Origin of the sequence: Aeromonas sp. sia0103 (genome assembly GCF_963895295.1) — a bacterium.
In the GTDB taxonomy this organism is placed as follows: Bacteria; Pseudomonadota; Gammaproteobacteria; order Enterobacterales; family Aeromonadaceae; genus Aeromonas; species Aeromonas encheleia.
Genome location: NZ_CAWQKG010000055.1, coordinates 59,564 through 82,209 on the forward strand (window position 1 = coordinate 59,564; position 22,646 = coordinate 82,209).

The following is a 22,646-nucleotide window of genomic DNA, read 5'->3' on the forward strand; positions in this document are numbered from 1 at the left end:
CAAGCGCTGCCGCCCACAGCTATCTCGTGCAGGCGCGCCGCTGGGCGTGGCGCGTCGGCGGGTCCTTTGATCAGGCTAGTCAATTCATCGACGGTGGTGTGTTGGCGCGCCGCCTGTTCGGGTCACTCAAGCTGTCGACAGGCAGGCGGGCCATGATCCCGACTGTAGTAACGCCGGCTGCCATCACTCGGACGACACCGCAGGGGCTGGCACTATCGGGTTCGTGGACGGCGCGCGGCATTGGCCGGCTCACCGGCGAGCTCGATGCGCTGTCGGCTCCGGCGGGTTCGGCCTGGATCATCGACGCCTCGGGCATCGAGGCCTTCGACATGGTCGGTGCCTGGGTCGTGCAAAAACTGCTGCACCGGCTGCGTGGCGACTCGGCCGGTGTCGAGCTGCGCCAGTTGCGCCCCGAGTTCGCCAGACTGCTCGATGTCCTTGACCAGGATCTGGACGCTGGTCAACCGCCCACCCCGGCTCCCGCCCCTGTTCTTTCCCATCTCGCCAGCCTCGGCCGCGGCACGGCCAGCGCCCTGGCACAAGGCTGCGCCCTGCTCGCCTTCATCGGCGAATGTACGCTTGCCTTGGGCGGCTGGCTGGCTCACCCGACGCGCATTCGCTGGCGCCCCATCCTCTACAACATTCGTAGCGCCGGTTTCGATGCGCTGCCCATCGTCGGCCTGCTCTCCTTCCTGCTCGGCATCGTCGTCGCCTATCAGGGGGCCAACCAGCTGCGCCAATACGGCGCCAACATCTTCGTCGCCGATCTGATCGGCCTCTCGATGCTGCGAGAGTTCGCGCCGCTGATCACCGCCATCATAGTCGCCGGCCGCTCGGGCTCGGCCTACGCGGCGCAGATCGGGACCATGGCGGTGACCGAGGAGATCGATGCCATGCGCACCATCGGCATCCCGCCGCTCGACATGCTGGTCCTGCCCAAGGTGCTTGCCCTGCTGGTCGCGCTCCCCCTGCTCACTATCTTCGCCGACCTGCTCGGCGTCCTGGGTGGCATGCTGATGGCGCGCGTCCAGTTGGCCGTCGGCGCCGCCGAATTCCTCGATCGCTTCGTCAAGACGGTCAGCGTCACTGACCTGATGCTCGGCATCGGCAAGGCGCCTGTCTTTGCCGCCATCATAGTGACCATCGGCTGTTTTCAGGGATTTCGCACCCGGGGCGGGGCAGACAGCGTCGGGCGGCAGACGACGCGCAGCGTCGTCCACGCCATCTTTCTGGTGATCGTGGCCGACGCCCTGTTCTCGGTCGCCTTCAGTGCCCTGGATCTCTGAGATGAACGACCAGACCGGCAGCCTCACCCCGGCCATCGCCATCAGCCAGCTGACGACGCGCTTCGGTGAGCATGTCGTGCACGCCGGGATCGATCTGGTCGTCGGCCGCGGCGAGATCTTCGCGCTGATCGGCGGCTCGGGCTCGGGCAAATCGACCCTGCTGCGGGAGATCATCCTGCTCCAGCAACCCGAGTCGGGCTCGATCCAGGTGCTCGGTGTCGATCTGGCCAATATCGACGACACCGCAGCGCTCGCCCTGCGCCAGCGCTGGGGCGTCATGTTCCAGAGCGGCGGCCTGTTCGGCTCGCTGACCGCCAGGGAAAACGTTGGCCTGCCGCTGCGCGAGCACACCGCGCTGGCCGACGGGTTGATCGACGAGATCGCCGACTGGAAACTGGCGCTGAGCGGCCTGGAGCCCGCCGCCGGCGCTCAGTATCCGGCCGAGCTGAGCGGCGGCATGATGAAACGCGTCGCACTCGCTCGCGCCCTGGCCCTCGATCCGGAGCTGCTCTTTCTCGACGAGCCGACCGCCGGCCTCGATCCCGAAAGCGCCGGCGAGATCGATCAGCTGATCCGCAAACTGCGCGACCTGTTCGGCCTGACCATAGTCCTCATCACCCACGATCTCGATCTGCTGTGGCAGGTGGCCGACCGTGTCGCCGTGCTCGGCGACGGCAAGGTGCTGGGGGTCGGCTCCATGGCCGAGCTGGCGGAAATAGATCTGCCATCAATCCGGACATTCTTCGACGGTCCTCGTGGGCGGGCCGCCCAGCAACAGAGCGGGGCCATATGATGGAAACGAAAGTCAATTACACCCTGGTCGGCAGCTTCGTCGTCATCCTCGGCGCCATGCTGATCGCCGTCATACTCTGGCTCGCCTCGGGCGGCGCCTTCCAGAAGACATACGATCTCTATCTCGCGATCTCGGAGGAGTCGGTCGCCGGCCTCAACCTCGATGCGCCGGTCAAATACAATGGTGTCGATGTCGGTAAGGTGCGGCAGATCCAGCTCGACCCGACCAATCCCGAGTGGGTCAATCTGCTCTTCGCCCTCGATCACGGCACGCCGATCAAGCAGGACACAGTGGCCGTCCTCAAGACGCAGGGGCTGACCGGCATCGCCTACGTCGAACTGAGTGGCGGCGCCGACGACCAGCCCCTGTTGCAGGCTACCGCCGGTTACGCCTATCCGGTGATCCGCACCAAGCCCTCGCTCGCCGCGCGCCTCGAGAACGTCCTGACCAACGTGCTGGCCAAACTGGACAGCACCTCGAACAACCTCAATACCTTACTCGGTCCGGAAAACCAGGCGGCCTTCAAGAGCACCCTGGCCGACCTCGCCCAGGTGGCGCACACCCTGGCCGCCCGCACCGAGAGCATCGATGCCGGCCTCATCGATGCCGCCCAGACGATGAAAAATAGCGCGCGAGCGAGCTCCGAACTCGAGCCGCTGATCGATCGCATCGGCCGGGCGGCCGACGCCGTCGAGAAGATGGGCAACGAACTCGCCGGCACCAGCGCCAGTGCCGGCAAGACCGTCAATGCAGTCGGTAGCGACATCAACCGCTTCACGGCGGAAACCCTGCCCCAGCTGGAGCGCCTGATCGGCGAACTCAGCGTACTGAGCAGCTCGCTGCGTCGTCTCAGCGAGCAGACCGAGCGCAATCCCTCCGGGTTGCTGTTCGGCCGCAAACCGGTGCCGGATGGCCCGGGAGAAGCAGCCGAGGGAGGCCGAAAGCCATGATCCGCCAAGCGCCATTCCCCTTGTCCCGGCTCGTCGCCACCGCACTGTTGCTGACCCTGCTCGGCGCCTGCAGCATGCTTGGCGGGACCGAGGAGCCACCACCGGCCTTCTATTCGCTTTCCGGTAGCGGGCCTGTCCCACCGGTGACCGCCTCGCCGGCGGTCCGATCGAACAGGGCGCCGACGCTGATCGTCAATCCGCCGCGTGCCGCGCCCGGTTTCGACAGCCAGCACATCATCTACGTCCGCGAGCCCTACCGGCTGGAGTATTTCGCGCACAGCGAATGGATCGATACGCCGGCTAGGATGATAGCCCCGCGCATCGTCGCCGCGCTCGAGGGCACCGGCGCCTTCCGCGCCGTCGTCCTGGCCCCCAGCGCGGCGGTCGGCGAGCTTCGCCTCGATATCGAAATCATCCGGCTGCAGCATGAGTTCGACCGTTCGCCCAGCCGTACCCGCTTCACGCTGAGCGCCTATCTGGTCGATAACGACAGCCGGCAGGTGCGGGCCTGGCGTGAATTCGACGTCACTGTGCCGGCGGCCGAGGCCAATCCTTATGGCGGTGTGATGGCGGCCAATAGCGCCGTACAACAGGTCTTGCAGCGCCTGGCCAGCTTTTGCGCCGACGCGGTGGGGAACTGGCAACCGGTGGCAGGGACGCGCCGCTGAACCACAGAGGCGCCAAAGCGCGGCAAGAGAAGAGGCAGGCAAGAGAAGAGGGACTTCACTGGGATAGATGGGCTCGATGACGGCCAGCACCTGGCCGGGGGAGCCATTGCTCCATTCGAGACAGGAGAATTTCTTTGCGGATCTGGCGGCGTTTGCAGTTGAACTCGCCGTCAGCGAAGGTCAGTTGGTGAATCACGCTGGTTCTCGTGAGTGGTACCAAGGGGATCTCATGTCAAGGGCTTGTTCGCACCTTGCCTAGGCTCGACAGCAAAATGTATGCCGGGTCTGTGTGGTGGCGAACAGACCCGGTGGGTGGACTCGTAGCACTATCACCATGAAATGGGTCGATGATATCAGCCCATATGCAACGCTTAGGCGAAGGAAATGACCATGGGAACCATTCTACTGATCGTGCTTATCCTGCTATTGATCGGTGCTATTCCAAGCTGGCCGCACAGCCGGAACTGGGGTTACACCCCTAGCGGCCTCATCGGACTGGTGCTGATCATCATGCTTATCCTGATTCTGCTCGGCAAAATCTAGGCAGCCTCATTCAGGTAACCTTGCACCGGAGAAATCAACACATGAAACCAAGCAACAGTATCCTCGCCATCTCGCTGCTGCTCGCCTTCGGGATGAGCGGTTGTGACAAACCGGGGACGGCCGAACAGGCTGGCAAGAAAATTGACGAAGCGGTCAGCGACACCGGCAAGAAAGTCGACGAAACCGTTGACGAATATGAAGGCAAGATAGCGGAACAAAGTGCCAAAAACGCCCAATCCTGGGATGACACCGAAGTGACCGCCAAGGTCAAGGCCGAGCTCCTCGGCGAGCCCGGTCTGAAATCGATGCAGATCAGTGTCGACACCGTCGGAGGTGTAGTCACGCTGAGCGGGACGGTCGACTCACAAGCCAGCAGCGACAAAGCCAGTGAGCGAGCGATGGCGATAGATGGCGTCGAGAATGTCGTTAACAAGCTGGTGGTCACCCCGACCCAATAATGTCCCACCTGCAGCCAAGGAGAAGATCATGGAAGTGTACCAGGCATATAGAGAAAAGATGAACGCGCAGCTCAAGGAGTGGAGCAGTCAGATCAATCTGCTGGAAGCCAAAATGGAAAACATCACCGCCGATATGAGAGTCAAGCGGGCGGAAGAGATCCAGTCCTTGCGCGTCAAGCAGTGCGCCGCCACCGAGAAGATGGAAGAACTCGGCAGGGCGAGCGGTGAATCCTGGGAGCAGATCAAGGTCACCGCCGACAAGATGTGGAGCGATCTGAAGACCGGTCTGGCCGAGGCCCAGTCGAAATTCAAGTAAGTACACAAGCTTGCGCCTTTGGGCGTCGGGTTCAGAAAGATGTCGCGTTCCAAGGCACAGGTTCCTGCTAACACGAGAACCTGTGCCTTGCTACTTGGCTACCACCCCCTGTGTTGGGCGAGCCACTCATCGACGCTCTGCAGCGCAGGAGTCAGTTCCCGACTGGTGGCAAGGTTGCGGTAGCCACAAGAAACGTCATTAAAGCAGGCCCACGTTGGCAAACACCGGCACACTGGACCACAGAGGCGTAGGCAATAGCAACGATGAGAGGGATGCTCTTCTATGGTTCGGGTGAGCCTGTATCTTTGTTACCCAGCGTCAGTTCCGATCGGGCGGCAGCGGCCAGTGCCTGGTACTTCACCTTGAACGCGTCCAGGTTCTCCTCTTCCAGCTCCTCGAGATCGAGCAGCGCGTTGTGCGCGCCTTGGGTTGCCCGAATGAGTTCATCCAACTTGATCTGGATGGCTTCGGTGTCGCGGTTCTGGGTGTTCTGGATGAGGAAGACCATCAGGAAGGTGATGATCGTCGTACCGGTGTTGATCACGAGTTGCCAGGTGTCACTGAAGCCGAACAACGGGCCGGTGACTACCCACACCAGGATGACCCCCACCGCGAGCGAAAACACTCTGGGTCTGCCGCAAAAGTGCGCGGCGGCTTTCGCAAAACGGGAGTACCAGACTGCATTGCGCATGGGGACTTCCTTCTCGGCGGCTAAGGTTTGACATCAGGAGCGGCGCCCGGCTGGGTGACCTCTTCTCGATAAAGAGCTGCAGCCAGCGCCCTTGCTATTTGCTGGTGCTCATAGGACGTTATCTCGAACGGATTTCCGTCGGGATCGCTGAAGTAGAGTGACCAGGCGAGATGGTGATCGACAGCCTCTACGCCATGGCCGAGGACGGCAGACAGATGGGCACGCCAGGCAAGAAACGCCGCGGCCGTGGTGCGAAGGGCGACGACGGAATGGCACTTTTCGACGGGACGCTCGAACAGCGCGGGCTGGACGGTAGCTGCCGCATTGCCCAGGGTCAGCGGGCCCTGCGCCGACAGCCAGGGTTCACACTCTGGCTGGCGGTGCAACCCCAGCACCCGTGCGTACCAGGCTTCCGACTGCGCACGATTGGCAACATGAATGTGGATGTGGTCAAGACAGTCGAGCGTGGGTGCCATCACCGGCTCCTCAAGAGGTGAATGTGATCCAAGGCGTTCGCGATGGGGCGCCATGCCAGTGCTCACCCGTACGCGTCGGGAATAGGTGATAGCCCTGTGTGACGCGAGCCGCGCGCCGAACCGCCATTCAGAACCTCATCCCTGCACATTGTCCGGATTCCGGATAAAAAGCTCGGATGCCCCTACACACGTCTGATGATGCGCACGATCAGGAGCAGCACGACGGCCCCTATCGTCGCCACCAGGATGCTGCCGAACAGACCACCGCCCATGGCGACACCAAAGGTGGTGAACAGCCAGCCGCCAACAAAGGCACCGAGCACACCCACGACGAGATCGCCAATCAGTCCGAAGCCGCCCCCTTTGACCAGCACCCCCGCCAGCCAACCGGCGATCAATCCCACGATGAGAAACCACAGCATGTTCTCACTCATATCATTCTCCTTGCTCTTCGTTGGTCTGATCGCGGCGAGCTATTTCGCCGGCGCATCCGGTCGTTGGTGGATACGGGCAAACGACTGGGCCGTTGCCTGCAGAAATGGCTACGAACGGGCCTGTATCGAGACGACGGATTATCCCATTCCTGCGAAACTGATGCCGTCAACCCCGTCCCGGTGAGCAATTACCTACTTTGTTCGGCAGCGTACAGACGGGAGAGGCAAGTAAGGATAGTTTAGGTGTGTTATCAGGATAGATAGGGTCGGGAGTCAATATTTGACCCAATGTTCGTCATATATCAACCACTGCCTATTGGGAGTGCCATAGCATGGGCAGAGTGCTGTCCTTGTTATCTTGTTGATTGGCACTCTACCGTCAAGTTGGAGTCATGCTTATCATGAAAAACCTATACAGTATTGCCAGAAATTTTGCAGCAATAGCCTTGCTATCAGTCGCTGTGGTTGGTTGTGCGTCAACGGCCAATAAAGAGGGGACGGGGGAGTATATTGATGACTCCGTAGTCACCACCAAGGTCATGTCTGCTATTTTTGCCGATCCAGACCTCAAGTCAGCTGAAATCAATGTAGAAACCTTCAAAGGCGTAGTGCAGCTCAGTGGCTTCGTCAGTAAAGAGGCCAATATTTCAAAAGCCGGTGCCGTAGCCGCTGGTGTCGAAGGGGTGACCTCAGTGAAGAACAATCTGCATCTTAAGTAATAGAGCGGGTTTATTTTATATACAGCAGTAAAACACACCGTCCAGTCGATGTGTTTTACTGCTGTATATTATCTGTGGTGCCATGATTTATTGTTAATAACCTAAAATAAGTTTGTAGATATGGTGTGACTTTATTTAATGATTTCCATAGAGTCATGCAAAAATCGGCGCCTGGGGCGCTGTATGATTAAAAAAATATCCAGGCCAGCAGAAATCCGACCACCATTGCCAGCAGCATATAGCTCATGGGATTGATCTTGATTTGAGTTCGCACTTTTTTGAAATACGAGTCCTTTGCTTCTTGTAAGTCCTTATTTTTATCGTTGAAGGTGGTCGTTGCCGAGTTTACCGCATCGGCGAGTTTGTTGACTACTTCATGGGTACTTTGGGTCATCTGCTCGACAGCCGGATGTGTCCCATTAGCAGGGGTGACGATTTTTGGCTGAGGGGCGTCTTTCGTGCCAGTGGTGCTACTACTCTTGTCGGATGTGATCATGATAGTTCTCCATATTCGATGTGATATATCTGTGGTATCAGACTTCGTATATTCGGTATTGGCCAGCCCCGCGATGACATTTATTATTGATGACATCACATTATATTAACCCGCGGGGCAGGACTCTTATTGTCACGTCATTCACTGCTTATGCCATTGCATCTGCGGTGAATATCCCTCGAGTCTGATGTATCGGCGTTGTGATGTCGGTTCGTTGTAGCACATAGGCACGAGTATTTTTGCCCTGCAAACAGAAAGTCAACGCAGATAACCGATGTCAAAGAGACTTTATTGGCGCCGTTGTGGTTGGTTTTCATCCACCCCGTAGATTTTTGTATATCCTTGTTGGGTGAAAAAATAACATAGGAAAAGGTATGTCAGCACATCATCCACTGCAGAATCATTTGCTGGCGGCCTTGCCTGCAGAGGTCTTTCAGCGTTTGTTGCCGCATCTTGAATATATCGAGTTACCACTGGGTAAGGTGTTGTACGAATCTGGTGATACCCTGCGTTATGTCTACTTTCCCATCGATTGCATCGTCTCATTACTGTACGTGATGCAAGATGGCGCCTCGGCGGAGATCTCCGTGGTCGGCAATGAAGGACTCATCGGGGTGGCGTTGTTTATGGGGGGTGAGAGCACGACGAGCCGGGCCCTGGTGCAGAGCGCAGGCCATGCCTACCGTCTCAAGGGGAACTTGCTGAAAACCGAGTTCAACCTGCATGGGGACATGTTGCATCTGGTGTTGCGTTACACCCAGGCGCTGCTGACTCAAATGGCCCAGACGGCGGTATGCAATCGTCACCATACCATCGATCAACAGCTCTGCCGCTGGTTGCTGCTGTCACTGGACAGGCTGGCCGGCGATCAGCTCTCAATGACTCAGGAGCTGATTTCCAACATGTTGGGGGTTCGCCGGGAAGGGGTGACGGATGCGGCAGGCAAGCTGCAGAAGCTGGGAGTCATCGAGTACAGCCGTGGTCATATTACCGTGTTGGACAGACCCAAGCTTGAGCAGCTCTGCTGCGAATGTTATGCCGTGGTGAAGGCGGAAACAGACCGCCTGTTACCCTATCTACCCAAAAAAACCAGGCCCTGACGCCATCCCGCTTTCGGCCAGTCGATGCGAGACACGCATATGGCATGCTCCCGCATGTGATGCGAATTACAACGGTGAGCCAGTGTCCACAGCCTCGCGCTAAGGGGCATGGCATCCCATCGTGATGTGAAGCTGATGGTGGCCACCATCCAGTGGTACTCGTAAAGGTGCGTCACTTGGGGGGAGCGCGACCCCATCCAGTAGAATGATGCTGGTTTGTCTCTCCGACGGCTCCCCTATGTCTACCTCTATGCTGTAGCGGGTGGCGTCCATCGTTATCTCGGCGCTAAATCCTGGCCAATGTCTGGGCAAGTGAGGGTCGATGCGTAAAAAATGCCCCTCACGATGTATCCCCAATATGCCCTCAATGCCCGCCTGATACATCCAGCCTGCCGCCCCCGTGTACCAGGTCCAGCCACCGCGGCCAATGTGCGGCGCGACAGAGTAGATATCTGCCGCCATGACATAGGGTTCAACCTTGTAGCGTTCAACGTCAGCGGCATTCTGGGCATGATTGATGGGGTTGAGCAGCGCGAACAGGTTATGAGCCTTGTTGCACTCACCGAGCCTTGAAAAGGCAAGGATGGCCCAGGTCGCGGCATGGGTGTATTGGCCACCATTTTCGCGCAATCCAGGCGGGTAGCCGCGAATATAGCCCGGGTTTTGAGTCAGCTTATCGAAGGGCGGGCTAAAGAGCAGCGCCAGCGCCTCATCGTAGCGGATCAGGTATTTTTCCAGGGATTGCATCGCCGTCATGGCACGGGTGGGATCGGCGACACCTGACAGGATGGCCCAGGACTGGGCGATAGAGTCTATCTGGCACTCAGGGCTATCTTTTGAGCCCAGCCAGGTGCCGTCATCGAAGGTCGCCCGACGATACCAGGCGCCATCCCAGGCTTTGCGTTCCAACGCGACCCCCACCCGCCGGGCGTGGGCCTCCCAGCGCTCGGCGCGCGGGTCCTGACGGGAACGGGCCAAGGGGGCGAACAGCATGATGGTGCGCAGCAGCAACCAGCCCAGCCAGACGCTCTCTCCCTTGCCTTCGCTGCCGACCAGATTCATGCCATCGTTCCAGTCCCCCGAGCCGATGGGGGGCAGGCCATTACTGCCAGTCAGCTCTATGGCTTGATCCAGTCCGCGAGCGCAATGTTCAAACAGGGAGGCCGATTCGTCGGAGATGGCTGGCAGGAAGAAGGCATCCTGTTCGTTCAGGCCCAGTTGCGGGCCTTCCAGAAATGGAATGATCTCATCGAGAATGGCGTCATCTGCCGTGGCAAGAATGTAGGTGGCCGTCGCGAAGGCCAACCAAATCCTGTCATCAGAGATCCGGGTGCGCACCCCTTGTCCGGAATGGGGCAGCCACCAGTGCTGGACATCACCTTCAATAAACTGGCGCGCCGCGGCACGCAGCAAATGTTGTCTGGTGGTCTGGGGCTGGGCAAAGCTGAGTGCCATTCCATCTTGCAGTTGATCGCGAAAACCATAGGCCCCCCCGGCCTGATAAAACGCCGAGCGAGCCCAGACTCGGCAAGCGAGTGTCTGATACAACAGCCAGCCATTGAGCATGATATCCATGGCTCTGTCAGGGGTCCTGACCTGGATGGCCCCAAGCAGTGCCTGCCATTGGCTGGCCACCTCGTCTTGCACAACATCGAGATCCTGACGATAGCGGGTGACAAGGGCACTGGCCTGCTCAGCCGAGCACTCTTCGCCGAGCAGGATGACAAGCTCCAGGCGCTGACCCGGCGCAAGCAGGATCTCGGTCTGCAAGGCGGCGCAGGGATCCATTCCCGCACCCGTTCGGCAAGATAGCCGGTGGCGCCTTGTCAGCGCGGCGGGGGCAGACAGCTGTCCGTGGTTGCCGAGAAACTCCCTGCGATCGGCGGTCCAGCTGGTTTGCTGGCCGCCGAGATCGAAGAAGGCGACCTGGTTGGGGAAAGCGGTACTCCAGGGATTGTGTGCCAGCATGGCACCGGTCTGGGCATCCATCCGGGTGGTGATATAGGGGGCGGTCAGGGTGCGGGATGCGCCTAGAATCCATTCCACATAACCGGTGACCGTTAGCCGACGTGGGGTTCGGGTGAGGTTGTGCAACGTCAGGCGAGAAATCTTGACGGGATCCGCGACGGGGACATATTGCAGCAGTTCGCTGTGGATCCCATGGGCCTGATGTTCGAAGCGGCAATAACCAAACCCATGACGAGCGAGATAGCTGCCACCATCGCGAATGGGCTGGGCGGTGACGCTCCATAGCTCAAGCGTATCTTCATCGCGCAGGTAAATGACTTCCCCGCCGGGATCCGTCACGGGATCATTGGACCAGGCCGTCAGTTGGTTCTCTTTGCTGTTGTCGCTCCAGGTGTAACCACTGCCTTCGGCTGAGGCCTGGAAACCAAAGTGGGGATTGGCCACCACATTGATCCAGGGCGCCGGGGTCATCTGCTCTTCGGTGAGCAGGGTGACGTACTCGCGACCCTCTTTGGCAAATCCGCCCAGCCCATTGAAAAATTCCAGCTCTGGATGATGTGGATGCTTGAATGGCGCGGCGTGCCGTGGTCTGGCGACAGGCCCGGGTGGCGGGAACGGCGGAGAGTCGGGCAGGCGGGCCAGCTGCTGTTGCAGCGATCCACGGCGCGCCGTCAGCACGACACGCGCCGCCGCGAACAACAGATCGCGTACCTCGGGACTCATCAGATCGGTTCGCACCGTGTACACAGACCCTTGTGCCAGTTCGGCATGGAAGCGTGGTCGAGACTGGCTGCTGCGCACGGCGGTCTCGATGCTGTTTTGCAGATCCTGCACATAGGTGGAGGCGTGTTCATTGATGATCACCAGATCGACGGCAAGCCGCTTCATGCGCAGATACTCATGGGCGAGCAGCAGCTCGCGTACCTGAGCCAGGTCCTCGATATCGTCGATACGCAGCAGCAGTATGGGCAAATCACCCGAGATGGCCTGTTGCCAGAGCACGGACTGCGGTGCCAAGCCCTGCAGGATGGCATTTGAGGTGGCGCGAAAACGGGGGTCGGCGTAGAGCAAGGGGGCGGCCAGCCGTTGGAAGTTAGCGGCATCGGATGCCTGAATATTCAGGTGGTTCAGTTGTACCTGTGCCTGGGTCCAGGCCAGCGTCTTGGCGCGTTCAAAGGCATGACGGTTGCGGTGCTGATCGATGAGGTCGAGCAGAACCGATCGCGATGAGGCAACCAGGGTCCAGAAGACCACATGGGTAGTGCCGCCCGGCGGGACCTGCACCTGCTGGCGCAGCGAGAAGATGGGGTCGAGCACGGTGCCCGTGGTATCTGACAGCAGGGCCCCCCGCTGCAAGGCCTGCGCCGAGGCGACGGTCCGGCCACGGCCGATGAATCGGGCGCGATCGGATTCGTATTGGAGGATCCCCACGGATGGGCCCTCGACGGTGATGAAATGTGCCGCCCACACCTCAGCCTCCTCAGGGGATCTGGGGCGCCGGGTGGCAATCAGCGCCCCTGTCTCCGGCAGGTATTCGGTGACCACAAAGAGCTTGGCAAAGGCGGGATGGGCCCGATCGGCTTCCGCTGTGGTCAGCACTATTTCGGCGTAGGAGGTGAGCTCGATATCGCGGCGATGGCGGCCACGGTTGGTCAGCGAGACACGGCGTACCTCGCCATCCCCCTCACCCGACACCAGCACCTCCATGGTGGTGGTCAGACGGCCGTTCCGATGGAGGAAGTGGGCGCGATCCTCGGCAAACACGACCTCCTCCTCGTTGGTGGCGCGCCCCAGGGGCTGCGAGCAAGGAGACCAGGTCTCGCCACTTTGCACATCGTGCAGGAACAGGAAGTAGCCCAGGTGGTCACGGGTGCTGTCCGCCTGCCAACGGGTGATGGCGATGTCGCGCCAACGGCTGTAGCCCGCCCCCGCACTGGTGAGCATGACAGAGTAACGGCCATTGGAGAGCAGGTGAGTCACCGGGGCGCCGTGCACCGAGGACAACAACCGCCGTACCGCGCTGACGTCCTGGCGGCTCTGGGTCTGGGATGCCTTTATCTCGGCGCCACGCGTCCGGATGATGGTCATGTCCTGCGGTATCCGCTCCTGCAACAGCAGCTCACAGGCTTGAATGATGGGTTCTTGATGAAAGCGGGTGCGCATTCGTCCCTCTTGCAGCGCGTTGGCAATGGCCACCACCGTCATGCCCTGATGATGGGCCATGAAGTTCTGCACGACGGCAACCCGCTGATTGTCGGGCAACCGCGCCCGGGTGAAGTCCAGCGCCTCGTAAAAGCCGTAACGCCCAGCCCCTCCCTGCGTGGCCAGCCGCTCGAAATTCTTCAGTGCCGCGCCGGGGTTGATCATGGCCGCCAGCGCGGTGGCGTAGGGGGCTATCACGCGATCTTCCGCCAGCCCACGCTTGAGGGCCAAGCGAGGAATACCAAAGTTGGAGTATTGATAGGTGAACTCCAGGTCCCTGGCGTTGTAAGCCGACTCGGATATGCCCCATGGAATGCCGAGTGTACGGCCATAGCGGATCTGCAGCGCGACTATCAGGCGGTTGGTTTGCTCCAGCTGTGAGCCGATGGGGGTCCGCATGACCAGCGAGGGCATCAGGTATTCGAACATGGAGCCAGACCAGGAGATCAGCGCGCTGGCCTGTCCCACCGGGGTGACAGCTCGGCCCAGACGAAACCAGTGGCGGGTGGCGACATCGCCCTTGGCGATGGCAAACAGGCTGGCTAGCCTGGCCTCGGAGGCGAGCAGGTCGTAGCAACTGGTATCGAGCCGGTTATCGGTCAGGGAGTAACCGATGGAGAGCAGCTTGCGCTGTGAATTGAACAAGAACGCGAAGTCCATCCCCATGGCCAGCGCGCGCGCCGTGTCGGCGATGGCCTGCAACCGCAGTCGCAATGATGGCGGAAGTTGGGGGAACGACCGCTGATCCTCCGCATGCTCAGTCACCGCCAGCTTCAACGCATCCAGCCAGAAGGTGAGTTCAGCGCCCGCGAGTTGATCTCCGCTGCGGCAAAAATGGTGCGCCATGCTGGCGGTTTGCGCCGTCAGCTTGGCGAGTATGGGCAGCAGCTGCGCCATCGGCTGCTGGCCGAATAGCTGGTGGTGGATCTCGCCCAGATAGGCGGTGATCGCTTGCTGTGGCATGTTGGATTGTATGGTGTAGGGCTGGGCGAGATAGGCGTGCAGGGCCTGCTCGGCCAGCAGACAGTTGTCCTGCAAGCCACGTCGGGCGGCGCCGTAGCCGGGTTGTTGTTGCCAGTGTTCGCAGGCGGTTGCGACGACCAGCAGATGGCCTGCCAGGTTGCCACTGTCAACCGAAGAGACATAGGCGGGCTCCAGGGTTAGCAGGCTCCGGGTGTCATACCAGTTGAAGAAGTGGCCCTTGAAGCGAGGCAAGCGCTGCATCACTGCCAGGGTAGTTTCCAGTCGCTTGAGGGTGGCACCGAGCCCGGCCCAGCCGAAGTCGTTGGCCGCCAGGGTGGCGAGCAAATAGAGCCCCATGTTGGTGGGAGAGGTGCGATGGGCAATGACCTGCTCGGGGCTCTCCTGCACGTTGTCCGGTGGCAGCTGGTTGTCCTGGTCGGTGACGAAGGTCTCGAAATAGCGCCAGGTCTGGCGGGCTATCAGCCGCAGTGCCACGGCCTCCTTCACACTGCAAGTGAGCGTCTTGGCCTGACCGAAGGGCCGACTCGTCCAGTACGCGGCCAGCGGCGCCAGCAGCCAGAGCACGCCAAAGGGCAGCACCAGGGGCCAGGCGGTGGGGGTGCTGAGCAGGGTCATGGCGCTTGCGCCCATCCCCAGCCCCACAGCCGTCGCCATCAGCCGATAAAATCCCACGCAGGCGAGGCGTGGTGATCCGGCAGTTTGCGCCGCTGTGGTCCACTCCAACAGGTGACGATGGGAGAAAGACAAGCGGAACAGGGTGCGCACTATGGCATCTGTCATGCGCCAGGCCTGATCGACCAGAAAGACCAGGCTGAGCAGCAACTGCATGGCGGCCCGTTGCAGGTTGTTGCCAATCTTGGCCAGGTGATGGCGCCATAAAATACCCCGCCTGCGGGGAAGCAGATCGAAGAGCAGCGGCAAGAAGATCGGCAGCGCCAGCCCGGCAAGGAGCAGCAGCGTCGCCCTGATGCCGGTATCCAGTGGCAGTTGCCAGGCAAAGAGCAGTGCCAAAAAGGTGCTGGGGGGCAACAGCGAACGGCAGAGGTTATCAAACAGCTTCCAGCGCCCGACGAGGGGCAGGGCATCCGACCCGCGTCGAACATGACAGATCCAGCTCAGCAGTTGCCAGTCGCCTCTTGTCCAGCGGTGCTGGCGCTTGGCACTGACGTCATAGCGGGAGGGGAACTCCTCGACGACCTCGATATCGGTTGCCAGGCCCGCCCGTGCGAAAATTCCCTCGAACAGGTCATGGCTCAGGTGGCTGTTCTCTGGCACGCGCGCCTCCAGGGCGGCACCGAAGGCATCGACGTCGTAGATGCCCTTCCCGGTGAAAGAACCTTCGCCAAACAGGTCTTGATAGATGTCCGAGGAGGCGGCGGCGTAAGGGTCCATGCCACCGGGCCCCGAGTAGATCCACTGGTAATAGGAGCCATCCTGCCCCACTGGCAGCGAGGGGGTCACCCGTGGCTGAAGAATGCCGTAGCCCTGGGTGACGCGTTGGTGATCCGCATCCAGGCAAGCCCGGTTGAGAGGGTGAGCCATCTTGGCAATCAGTCGGCTGGCGGTATCCCGAGGCAGGCGGGTGTCCGCATCCAGCGTGATCACATAGCGCACCGACCCCGGGACTGTGGGTGGCTGCCCATCGAGCGCCATGAAGCTGGTATCGGTGGCGCCGCGCAGCAAGCGGTTCAGTTCATGGAGCTTGCCCCGCTTGCGCTCCCACCCCATCCAGCAGCCCTCGCCGGGGTTGAACTGGCGATGGCGATGGAGCAACAGGAAACGATCGCCAGCAGGCCCCGGGCCGTGTTTGCGGTTCAACTCGGCAATGGCTTGACGGACGTTGGCCAGCAGGGCGTCGTCATCGGGCATGATCGCCTGGTCGGCATCCATACCATCGGAGAGCAGCGCAAACGTGAGGTCGCCACCGATCCCTGACAGATGATGAACCTCCAGTTGGCCGACCTGAGCCCGCATATCGGCGTGAGAGGTCAACAGAGTGGGGATGACCACCAGGGTACGCAGCGAGGAGGGCACGCCGTGGCGGAGATCCATGGCGGGTAAGGGCCTTGGCACCAGATGACCACCCAGGAGGCTGTTGATCAAGGCGATGGCGGCCCCCTGCGCAGGCAGGCATGCGAACAGGATGAAGGGGATGGACCAGAGGGAGTCGCGCCCTGGCCCCGTGAGGAGGCCATAGGTGAGAGCCAGCAGGGCGATCGTCAGCAGGGCAATGATGCCGATATAGCCCACAATGCCGAGTCTGGCGTGGATGCGGTGCAGGCGAAGCCCTGGTGGCGGGCGAAAATTCAGCGTTTTTTCCAGTGCGAGTCGGCCTTCGGCAATCAGGTGATAGCCGGGATCCTGTGCTCTTCGCTGGATGTCGTCCGGGGTGGCATGGGTAGCCTGCGCCGTGGCAGCCAAGACGCTGGTCGTGACGGCCAACTCGTCATGGGGAGAAAATCGGGCCAACTGTTCGATGGCAGATCGATAGAGATTGCGGGTGGCGAAATCCATGCTGGCAAAGTCACTGCCAGTGCGTAACTGCTGGTCTACCAGGCTCATCTCCTCAAACAGATCGCTCCAGTCGATGTCCGAGATGAGGCGCATGCTGGTGATGATGTTGCGGACCGTGACGTTAGAGGCCCCCTGTCGCTGTTGTGCATGCCTCACCACCTTTTCCACCGAGGATCCTTGCTGAGCGAGTCGCTCTTCCAGCCAGCCGAGGGCAGGGGTGGTCAATGGATCCTGATCCCGTAATTGTTTGGCCAACTGGGCGGCAAAGAGCTCAGAGAGAGGGCTGTCGGCGCGTGCGGCAATGTTTTCGTTTAGCGCGGACAAGGCGGAGGCAGAGACAAGGAGCCGTGAACAGAGCGCGTCCGCATCGGCTCGGATGCGCCGTGCGAGCGTGATCTGCTCGGCGAGACGGCGCAGGTTCTCGATAAGGACGATCCTGAGGGTGATGGAGACGGCCCACAGCTCGCCGATGGTCAGGGGTTGCACCCGTTGATAAGCCTGGATGAAACGGCTCAGGATCTCGGGGTCGAAGTGACTGTCGTTGTGTGCAACGAATGCCCAGGCAATCCCGAAGACCCTGGGGTAACCGGCCAGTGGCCCCTCCGCCAGCTTTGGCAGTTGGCGGTAGTAAGCGGCGGGAAGAGTGCTGCGGATCTCCTGGATCTGGGTTTCGACCAGATGATAATTATCGAGGAACCACTCAGCCGCATGAGTCAGCTCGCGCCCCTGCTCCAGCTCGGCCGCGCTGGCCCGGTAGGCGGTGAGCAAGACCCTCTCATTTTCTTTCAAACGACGATGTAGCGGTTGCACCGCAATGGGCTGGGTCGTGACAGCTTGCGCCGCTGCCAACGTCATGGCATGAAGTTCCAACCGCTCGATACCGAACAGCTCTTCCCGGATGGGCACGTCATTTTGCCAAGGCGCTTGATGGCCAAACAGCCTGGCGTGCCAGCTACTCATCGGCTTGCCCTCGATGATGGGCCATGATGAGACATCAATTCGCTCTGTTCCCGGTTTGAAATATGCATGCTTGCTCCACTGTCTGCAGCTCGCTGAAGAGGCATGAAGGCTCATGATTTACCTGTCAAGGCATCATGAATGGGTCTGGGATGGGCTCTCTTGCAATCGAGGTTTCTGCAAATACGGAGACTATGAGGGGTATACGGAAGGCTGTCGGTTCGTTAAGGCACATATAAAAACCCATTACGATATGTGGCCAGCTTTTCTTCTGTAACGGTGTTTTGGTTTTTATTGATGCCGGTGGGGTGGAGTAGGAAGTGGGGTTTGTGTAGTGGGCCATGTACCCCGTGACTGCGGCCTTCCGTCGTCAGTACCGGTTCAAGGCCATCCGAGCGCAAATGCCAATTAAAAGATCCAGTCAGTTGAGGCCCTAAGAACGACGGCCATTTCGACCCATCCCGAATTTCGGATAACCAACGCTGCTGGAACTGACCTCCCACACCCGGTACGAGTAGTCCCGGGCCAAGCGTTGATAGTTTCCTGCTGGTTCAATTCGACGGCTTGTAGTGGATCAATGAGGCTATTGCCTTACCCGAAATGTAACCCCAGGCATGAAATTAACAAAGCCCGCATCGCTGCGAGCCTTGCTGTATCTGGTGCCGGTAAGAGGAGTCGAACCCCCGACCTTCGCATTACGAATGCGCTGCTCTACCAACTGAGCTATACCGGCTTGTCATTAGATTCCCGAAAATGTCCTGGCAAGTCAATGAGCCTGAATCAATTTCATGTGTCAGCTCATGGAGTTACAGGCGCTCTTCAGAGATCCACAAACTCCGGGATGTGGGCGCGGCCACGGCTCTCGAGAAACTCGAGCAGGGCGCGAGGGGAACGCGCCAGGATCCGCTCCTCGGGGAAGCCGGCCTCGTTGACCAGTCGCTGGCAGTGTTCAAAATCCCCCAGGCTGAAGGCCACATGAGAGTCGGAGCCAAAGGTGAGGTAGGCGCCCAGATCGCGCGCCGCCTCGACGATGGCGCGGCAGTTGCCTTCGCTGCCGGGGCGGGAGTGGATGAATGAGGAGTTGTTGAGCTCCAGCGCCACCCGGTATTCGGCCGCTGCCTTGACCACCGCCTGGATGTCTATGGGGAAGGCGGGGTTGCCGGGGTGGCTTATCATGTCGACCCGGCCACTCTTGATGGCGTTGATCATGGCCTGGGTGTGGGTGGCCTGATCGCAGGGAGGAAACACCGGCTCATGGAAACCGGCCATGATCATGTCGAGCCGCGACTCGTAGCGTTCGGGGAAGTCGATCTCGCCGTCGATGTTTTTGATGTTGGCCTCGATGCCGCGCAGGATGCCGACCCCGTCCACGACCCTGGGCAGCACATGCAGGTTGACGAAGTGCCAGAAGTGGGGAGCGTCGGCCATATCCGGGCCGTGATCCGTGGTGGCGAACAGCTTGATCCCCTTCGCCTTGGCGATGGGCAGGTAGTCATGAATGGTGCTGTAGGCGTGGGTGCTGGCGACGGTGTGCGTGTGGGTATCGACCTGGTACTTCATCTTATCTCCCCTCTGGCATGAGGCGTCAGCATAGCAAGATTAGCGGGGTCGGGCCATGTGGTGGCCTGCCATACTTTGTCACAAATTACGGCGAGACTGACAAAGTCTGACCATCTTTGCCTGTCAGGATGGAGCCATCGATGCAAGCCTGAACACCCATCGATGAGCCGGATCAGGATGGTTTGGCTCTCTTTTCCCCACCGTCGCCCCTGCGACGGTTTTTTTTGCCCGATTTTTCATCGAAGGGGCGCCATCGTGCCTTGCCGGATAAAAGCCGGATAAAAAAAGGCCCAACGAGCATGGCGCAGGTTGGGCGAGACTTAATGTTTAATTGCAGTGGCATAGATATAGAGTCCCGTTGGTCAGCTAAGTTCCCGCCCTGTTCTCCCTTTTTTGATTAAAACATTTCGCTAACGCCAGTTCACATTCTCTTGACATGGATGTGCATGAAACGTACTTTTTAAACATTCGTTTAAGTGAGGTGTCCAGTGAGTAAAATCGATACCAAAAACCGTATTCTCGATGCCGCCGAGGTGTTGTTCGCCGAACGGGGGTTCGCCGATACCTCCCTGCGTCTGATCACCAGCGAAGCCGACGTCAACCTGGCGTCGGTCAACTACCACTTCGGCTCCAAGAAGGAGCTGATCCAGGCGGTGCTCGATCGCTATCTGAGCCTGTTCATGCCGGAGCTGGATGCGCGCCTGCATACCCTGATGGCGCAGGAGCAGCTGACCCTGCTGCAGGTGTTCGAGAGCTTTGTCGAGCCCCTGATGAAGCTGGTGGCGGTGCGTGCCAATGGTCCCGCCATCTTCATGCAGCTGCTGGGCCGTGGCTACATCGACAGCCAGGGTCACCTGCGTCGCTTCATCACTACCCACTATGGCGCGACCCTGCAGCGGATCACCCAGGCGATTTCCAAGGCCAATCCGGCGCTGTCGCCGGCGGATCTGTTCTGGCGCCTGCACTTCACCCTGGGCACGGTCGTGTTCACCATGGCCTCCGCCGATGCCCTGCGCGACATCGCCCAGGCCGACTTCGGTCAGCAGCTCGATGTGGAAGGGCTGGTGCGCAACGTTATTCCTTACCTGGCGTCCGGTGTCGGGGCGCCCGTGGAGTCGACCAGGCTCTCCCTGGCCGTGTAACAGCTAACAATAAATCAACGGAAACAGTGAAATAGAAGGAACTTGAGTATGATCACATTGCTTATCCTGCTGGTGCTGGCGATAGCCGTTGTGCTCGGCGTGCCCGCCATCCGTAAAGAGGTGGTGACCCGTCCCGTGTTCGGCGTCTTCAAGAAGATACTGCCGCCCCTGTCGGCCACCGAGCGGGAGGCCATGGAAGCCGGCTCCGTCTGGTGGGATGGCGAGCTGTTCCGCGGCAACCCCGACTGGAAGAAGCTGCACGGCTACGGCAAGGCCGAGCTGAGCGCCGAGGAGCAGGCCTTCATCGACCATCAGGTCGAGACCCTGCTCGCCATGGTGGACGACTTCAAGATCGTCAACGAGACCAAGGAGCTGCCGGAGCAGGTCTGGGATTATCTGAAGAAGGAAGGCTTCTTCGCCCTGATCATCCCGAAATCCTACGGTGGCCGTGAGTTCTCCGCCATCGCCAACTCCACCATAGTCACCCGCATCGCCACCAAGAGCCTGAGCGTGGCGGTCACCGTCATGGTGCCGAACTCCCTCGGCCCGGGCGAGCTGCTGATGCACTACGGCACCCAGGCCCAGAAGGATTTCTGGCTGCCGGGGCTGGCCAATGGCAAAGAGGTGCCCTGTTTCGCCCTGACCGGCCCGGAAGCGGGCTCGGATGCGGGCGCCATCCCGGACAAGGGGATCGTCTGCAAGGGGCTGTACAAGGGTGAGGAAGTGCTCGGCATCCGCCTGAACTGGAACAAGCGTTACATCACCCTGGCGCCGCGCGCCACCGTGCTGGGGCTGGCGTTCAAGCTGTATGACCCGGAAAAACTGCTGGGTGGCAAGGAAGAGCTCGGCATCACCTGTGCCCTGATCCCGACCAGCCACCCGGGTGTGCGGGTCGGCGATCGCCACTACCCCATGGGGCTGGCGTTCCTGAACGGCCCGACCTTCGGCAAAGACGTGTTCATCCCGCTCGACTGGATCATCGGCGGCCCGGAATACGCCGGCCGTGGCTGGCGCATGCTGGTCGAATGCCTCTCCGCCGGCCGCGGCATCTCCCTGCCTGCGCTCGGTACTGCCTGTGGTCACATGGCCAGCCGCACCGTGAGCGCCTACTCCTATGTGCGCAAGCAGTTCGGCATGTCCATCGGCAAGTTCGAGGGGGTGCAGGAGGCGCTGGCCCGCATCGGCGGCCTGACCTATCAGCTGGAAGGGGCCCGTCGCATGACCGCAGGCTCCCTGGACTTGGGCCAGGCGCCGGCCATCGTCACCGCCATCTCCAAATACCACATGACCGAAATGGCGCGCCAGATCATGGATGACTCGATGGACATCCACGCCGGTCGCGCCATCCAGCTGGGTCCGAAGAACTACACTGGCTACGCCTACATGGGTATTCCGGTGGCCATCACGGTGGAGGGGGCCAACATCCTGACCCGCAACCTGATGATCTTCGGCCAGGGGGCGACCCGTTGCCATCCCTACGTGTTTGCCGAGCTGGAAGCGGCGGCCGACACCGACGTGGAGCGCGGCCTCGAGAAGTTCGACGGCCTGCTGATGAAGCACGTGGCGTTCGGTGCCGGCAACTTCTTCGGCGCCCTGTTCCAGGGGCTGACCCTGGGCCAGTTCAACGGCGCCCCGGTGGGGGGCGAGACCGCCCGCTACTACAAGCAGCTGTCCCGCATGAGTAAAGGGCTGGCGCTCTGCGCCGACGTCTCCATGCTGATGCTGGGGGGCGATCTCAAGCGCAAGGAGATGATCTCCGCCCGCCTGGGTGACGTGCTGAGCCACCTCTATCTGGCCTCTTCCACCCTCAAGCACTACGAGGATCAGGGCCGTATGGTCTCGGATCTGCCGTTCGTGCAGTATGCGGTGGAGCGCAACCTCTATCTGATCGGCAAGGCGTTCGAGGGCTTCTTCCAGAACTTCCCGAACAAGGTGGTGGGGGCCGTGCTCAAGCGGGTGGTGTTCCCGTTCGGCGTCGGTTACCAGATGCCGGCCGACGATCGTTGCCACGCCATCTGCTCGGCCATGATGAAGCCGGGTGAGTTCCGCGACCGTCTGACCGCGCTCTGCTACGTGGGCAAGGAGGAGTCGGATCCGGTTGGTCAGATGGAGCGTGCCTTCCTGGCCATGGTATCGGTACAACCCATCGAGAAGAAGCTGGTGCAGGCCCAGAAAGAGGGCAGGTTGCCACGCAAGATGGCGCTGCCGGAGCTGGTGGCTGCCGCCCTGTCCCAGTCCATCCTGAGCCAGGAGGAGGCCGACAAGCTGCTGGCCGCCGACGCCCTGCGTTATGAGGCCATCCAGGTCGACAACTTCGCCCCGGGCGAGCTGGAAGGACTGTCTCAACCGGCCCCGGTGGTGCACGCCGCCTGAGTCTGAACCCGAACCG

The 22,646-nt window shown here is 60.6% G+C and carries 17 protein-coding genes, 1 tRNA gene and 2 pseudogenes; 12 read left to right on the forward strand and 8 right to left on the reverse strand.

Translation table 11 applies throughout. From position 1 onward, the window contains the following. Positions 1-152 precede the first annotated feature (152 nt). Genes AACW18_RS16265 through AACW18_RS16280 form a run of 4 tightly spaced genes read left to right on the forward strand, consistent with a single transcriptional unit; the run spans position 153 to position 3,697 of the window. Complete coding sequence (locus AACW18_RS16265) at positions 153-1,286, forward strand: ABC transporter permease (RefSeq protein WP_218389235.1); 1,134 nt, start codon at positions 153-155, stop codon at positions 1,284-1,286. Position 1,287: 1 nt separating this feature from the next. Further along, a complete protein-coding gene (locus tag AACW18_RS16270; protein ID WP_218328349.1) occupies positions 1,288-2,079 on the forward strand; it encodes an ABC transporter ATP-binding protein in 792 nt (263 codons plus the stop codon). Continuing rightward, positions 2,076-3,029: an MlaD family protein gene (locus tag AACW18_RS16275; protein WP_218389236.1), complete on the forward strand. Its 954-nt coding sequence runs from the start codon at positions 2,076-2,078 to the stop codon at positions 3,027-3,029. The genes AACW18_RS16270 and AACW18_RS16275 overlap by 4 nt, the downstream gene beginning before the upstream one ends. Continuing rightward, positions 3,026-3,697 (forward strand): ABC-type transport auxiliary lipoprotein family protein, encoded by a 672-nt coding sequence (locus AACW18_RS16280; protein ID WP_218389237.1) that lies wholly within the window; start codon positions 3,026-3,028, stop codon positions 3,695-3,697. The genes AACW18_RS16275 and AACW18_RS16280 overlap by 4 nt, the downstream gene beginning before the upstream one ends. Before the next feature lie 60 nt (positions 3,698-3,757). Here AACW18_RS16280 and AACW18_RS16285 read toward each other — a convergent pair. Next, positions 3,758-3,893 (reverse strand): annotated as a pseudogene (locus AACW18_RS16285) (IS5/IS1182 family transposase); the annotation flags it as partial. Positions 3,894-4,087: 194 nt separating this feature from the next. Between AACW18_RS16285 and AACW18_RS16290 the strand changes: the two are divergent. The 3 genes from AACW18_RS16290 to AACW18_RS16300 are packed head-to-tail and all read left to right on the forward strand — an operon-like array spanning position 4,088 to position 5,014. After that, positions 4,088-4,240 carry a DUF3309 family protein gene (locus AACW18_RS16290; protein ID WP_218290794.1) on the forward strand — a complete coding sequence of 51 codons (153 nt, stop codon included), beginning with the start codon at positions 4,088-4,090 and terminating at the stop codon, positions 4,238-4,240. A 41-nt stretch (positions 4,241-4,281) separates the two neighbouring features. Then, on the forward strand, positions 4,282-4,698 hold the full coding sequence (locus AACW18_RS16295) for a BON domain-containing protein (RefSeq protein ID WP_218389238.1): 417 nt from the start codon (positions 4,282-4,284) through the stop codon (positions 4,696-4,698). A 28-nt stretch (positions 4,699-4,726) separates the two neighbouring features. Beyond that, positions 4,727-5,014 carry a hypothetical protein gene (locus AACW18_RS16300; RefSeq protein ID WP_218328344.1) on the forward strand — a complete coding sequence of 96 codons (288 nt, stop codon included), beginning with the start codon at positions 4,727-4,729 and terminating at the stop codon, positions 5,012-5,014. 280 nt (positions 5,015-5,294) lie between these two features. Here the strand turns inward: AACW18_RS16300 and AACW18_RS16305 are convergent, their stop codons facing one another. The 3 genes from AACW18_RS16305 to AACW18_RS16315 form a co-directional block, all read right to left on the reverse strand. Continuing rightward, a complete protein-coding gene (locus AACW18_RS16305) occupies positions 5,295-5,705 on the reverse strand; it encodes a low affinity iron permease family protein (protein ID WP_033130410.1) in 411 nt (136 codons plus the stop codon). Positions 5,706-5,725: 20 nt separating this feature from the next. After that, positions 5,726-6,181 carry a VOC family protein gene (locus AACW18_RS16310; protein WP_218389239.1) on the reverse strand — a complete coding sequence of 152 codons (456 nt, stop codon included), beginning with the start codon at positions 6,179-6,181 and terminating at the stop codon, positions 5,726-5,728. Positions 6,182-6,363: 182 nt separating this feature from the next. Further along, complete coding sequence (locus AACW18_RS16315) at positions 6,364-6,615, reverse strand: GlsB/YeaQ/YmgE family stress response membrane protein (protein ID WP_033129246.1); 252 nt, start codon at positions 6,613-6,615, stop codon at positions 6,364-6,366. A 21-nt stretch (positions 6,616-6,636) separates the two neighbouring features. Here AACW18_RS16315 and AACW18_RS16320 point away from each other — a divergent pair. Together AACW18_RS16320 and AACW18_RS16325 are read left to right on the forward strand one after the other, a co-directional pair. After that, a pseudogene (locus tag AACW18_RS16320) lies at positions 6,637-6,799 on the forward strand (IS66 family transposase); the annotation flags it as partial. A 217-nt stretch (positions 6,800-7,016) separates the two neighbouring features. After that, on the forward strand, positions 7,017-7,334 hold the full coding sequence (locus AACW18_RS16325; protein WP_218290798.1) for a BON domain-containing protein: 318 nt from the start codon (positions 7,017-7,019) through the stop codon (positions 7,332-7,334). A 187-nt stretch (positions 7,335-7,521) separates the two neighbouring features. Here the strand turns inward: AACW18_RS16325 and AACW18_RS16330 are convergent, their stop codons facing one another. Then, positions 7,522-7,830, reverse strand: a complete 309-nt coding sequence (locus AACW18_RS16330) for a hypothetical protein (RefSeq protein WP_218389240.1) — start codon at positions 7,828-7,830, stop codon at positions 7,522-7,524. Between the two features lie 374 nt (positions 7,831-8,204). On the opposite strand from AACW18_RS16330, the gene AACW18_RS16335 reads away from it, so the two are divergent. After that, a complete protein-coding gene (locus AACW18_RS16335) occupies positions 8,205-8,930 on the forward strand; it encodes a Crp/Fnr family transcriptional regulator (protein ID WP_218389241.1) in 726 nt (241 codons plus the stop codon). Between the two features lie 99 nt (positions 8,931-9,029). Here the strand turns inward: AACW18_RS16335 and AACW18_RS16340 are convergent, their stop codons facing one another. The 3 genes from AACW18_RS16340 to AACW18_RS16350 all read right to left on the reverse strand — a co-directional run bounded on the left by AACW18_RS16340 (position 9,030) and on the right by AACW18_RS16350 (position 19,115). Further along, positions 9,030-17,558, reverse strand: coding sequence for a GH36-type glycosyl hydrolase domain-containing protein (locus AACW18_RS16340; RefSeq protein ID WP_218389242.1), 8,529 nt, complete (start codon positions 17,556-17,558; stop codon positions 9,030-9,032). Between the two features lie 654 nt (positions 17,559-18,212). Then, a tRNA-Thr gene (locus tag AACW18_RS16345) sits at positions 18,213-18,288 on the reverse strand. 86 nt (positions 18,289-18,374) lie between these two features. Next, positions 18,375-19,115 carry a phosphatase gene (locus AACW18_RS16350; protein WP_042654940.1) on the reverse strand — a complete coding sequence of 247 codons (741 nt, stop codon included), beginning with the start codon at positions 19,113-19,115 and terminating at the stop codon, positions 18,375-18,377. Between the two features lie 488 nt (positions 19,116-19,603). On the opposite strand from AACW18_RS16350, the gene AACW18_RS16355 reads away from it, so the two are divergent. Beyond that, the gene (locus AACW18_RS16355; RefSeq protein ID WP_033129885.1) at positions 19,604-20,257 is read left to right on the forward strand and encodes a TetR/AcrR family transcriptional regulator; all 654 of its coding nucleotides are present in this window, start codon (positions 19,604-19,606) and stop codon (positions 20,255-20,257) included. 48 nt (positions 20,258-20,305) lie between these two features. Beyond that, positions 20,306-22,630, forward strand: coding sequence for an acyl-CoA dehydrogenase (locus tag AACW18_RS16360; RefSeq protein WP_218389243.1), 2,325 nt, complete (start codon positions 20,306-20,308; stop codon positions 22,628-22,630). Positions 22,631-22,646: the final 16 nt, after the last annotated feature.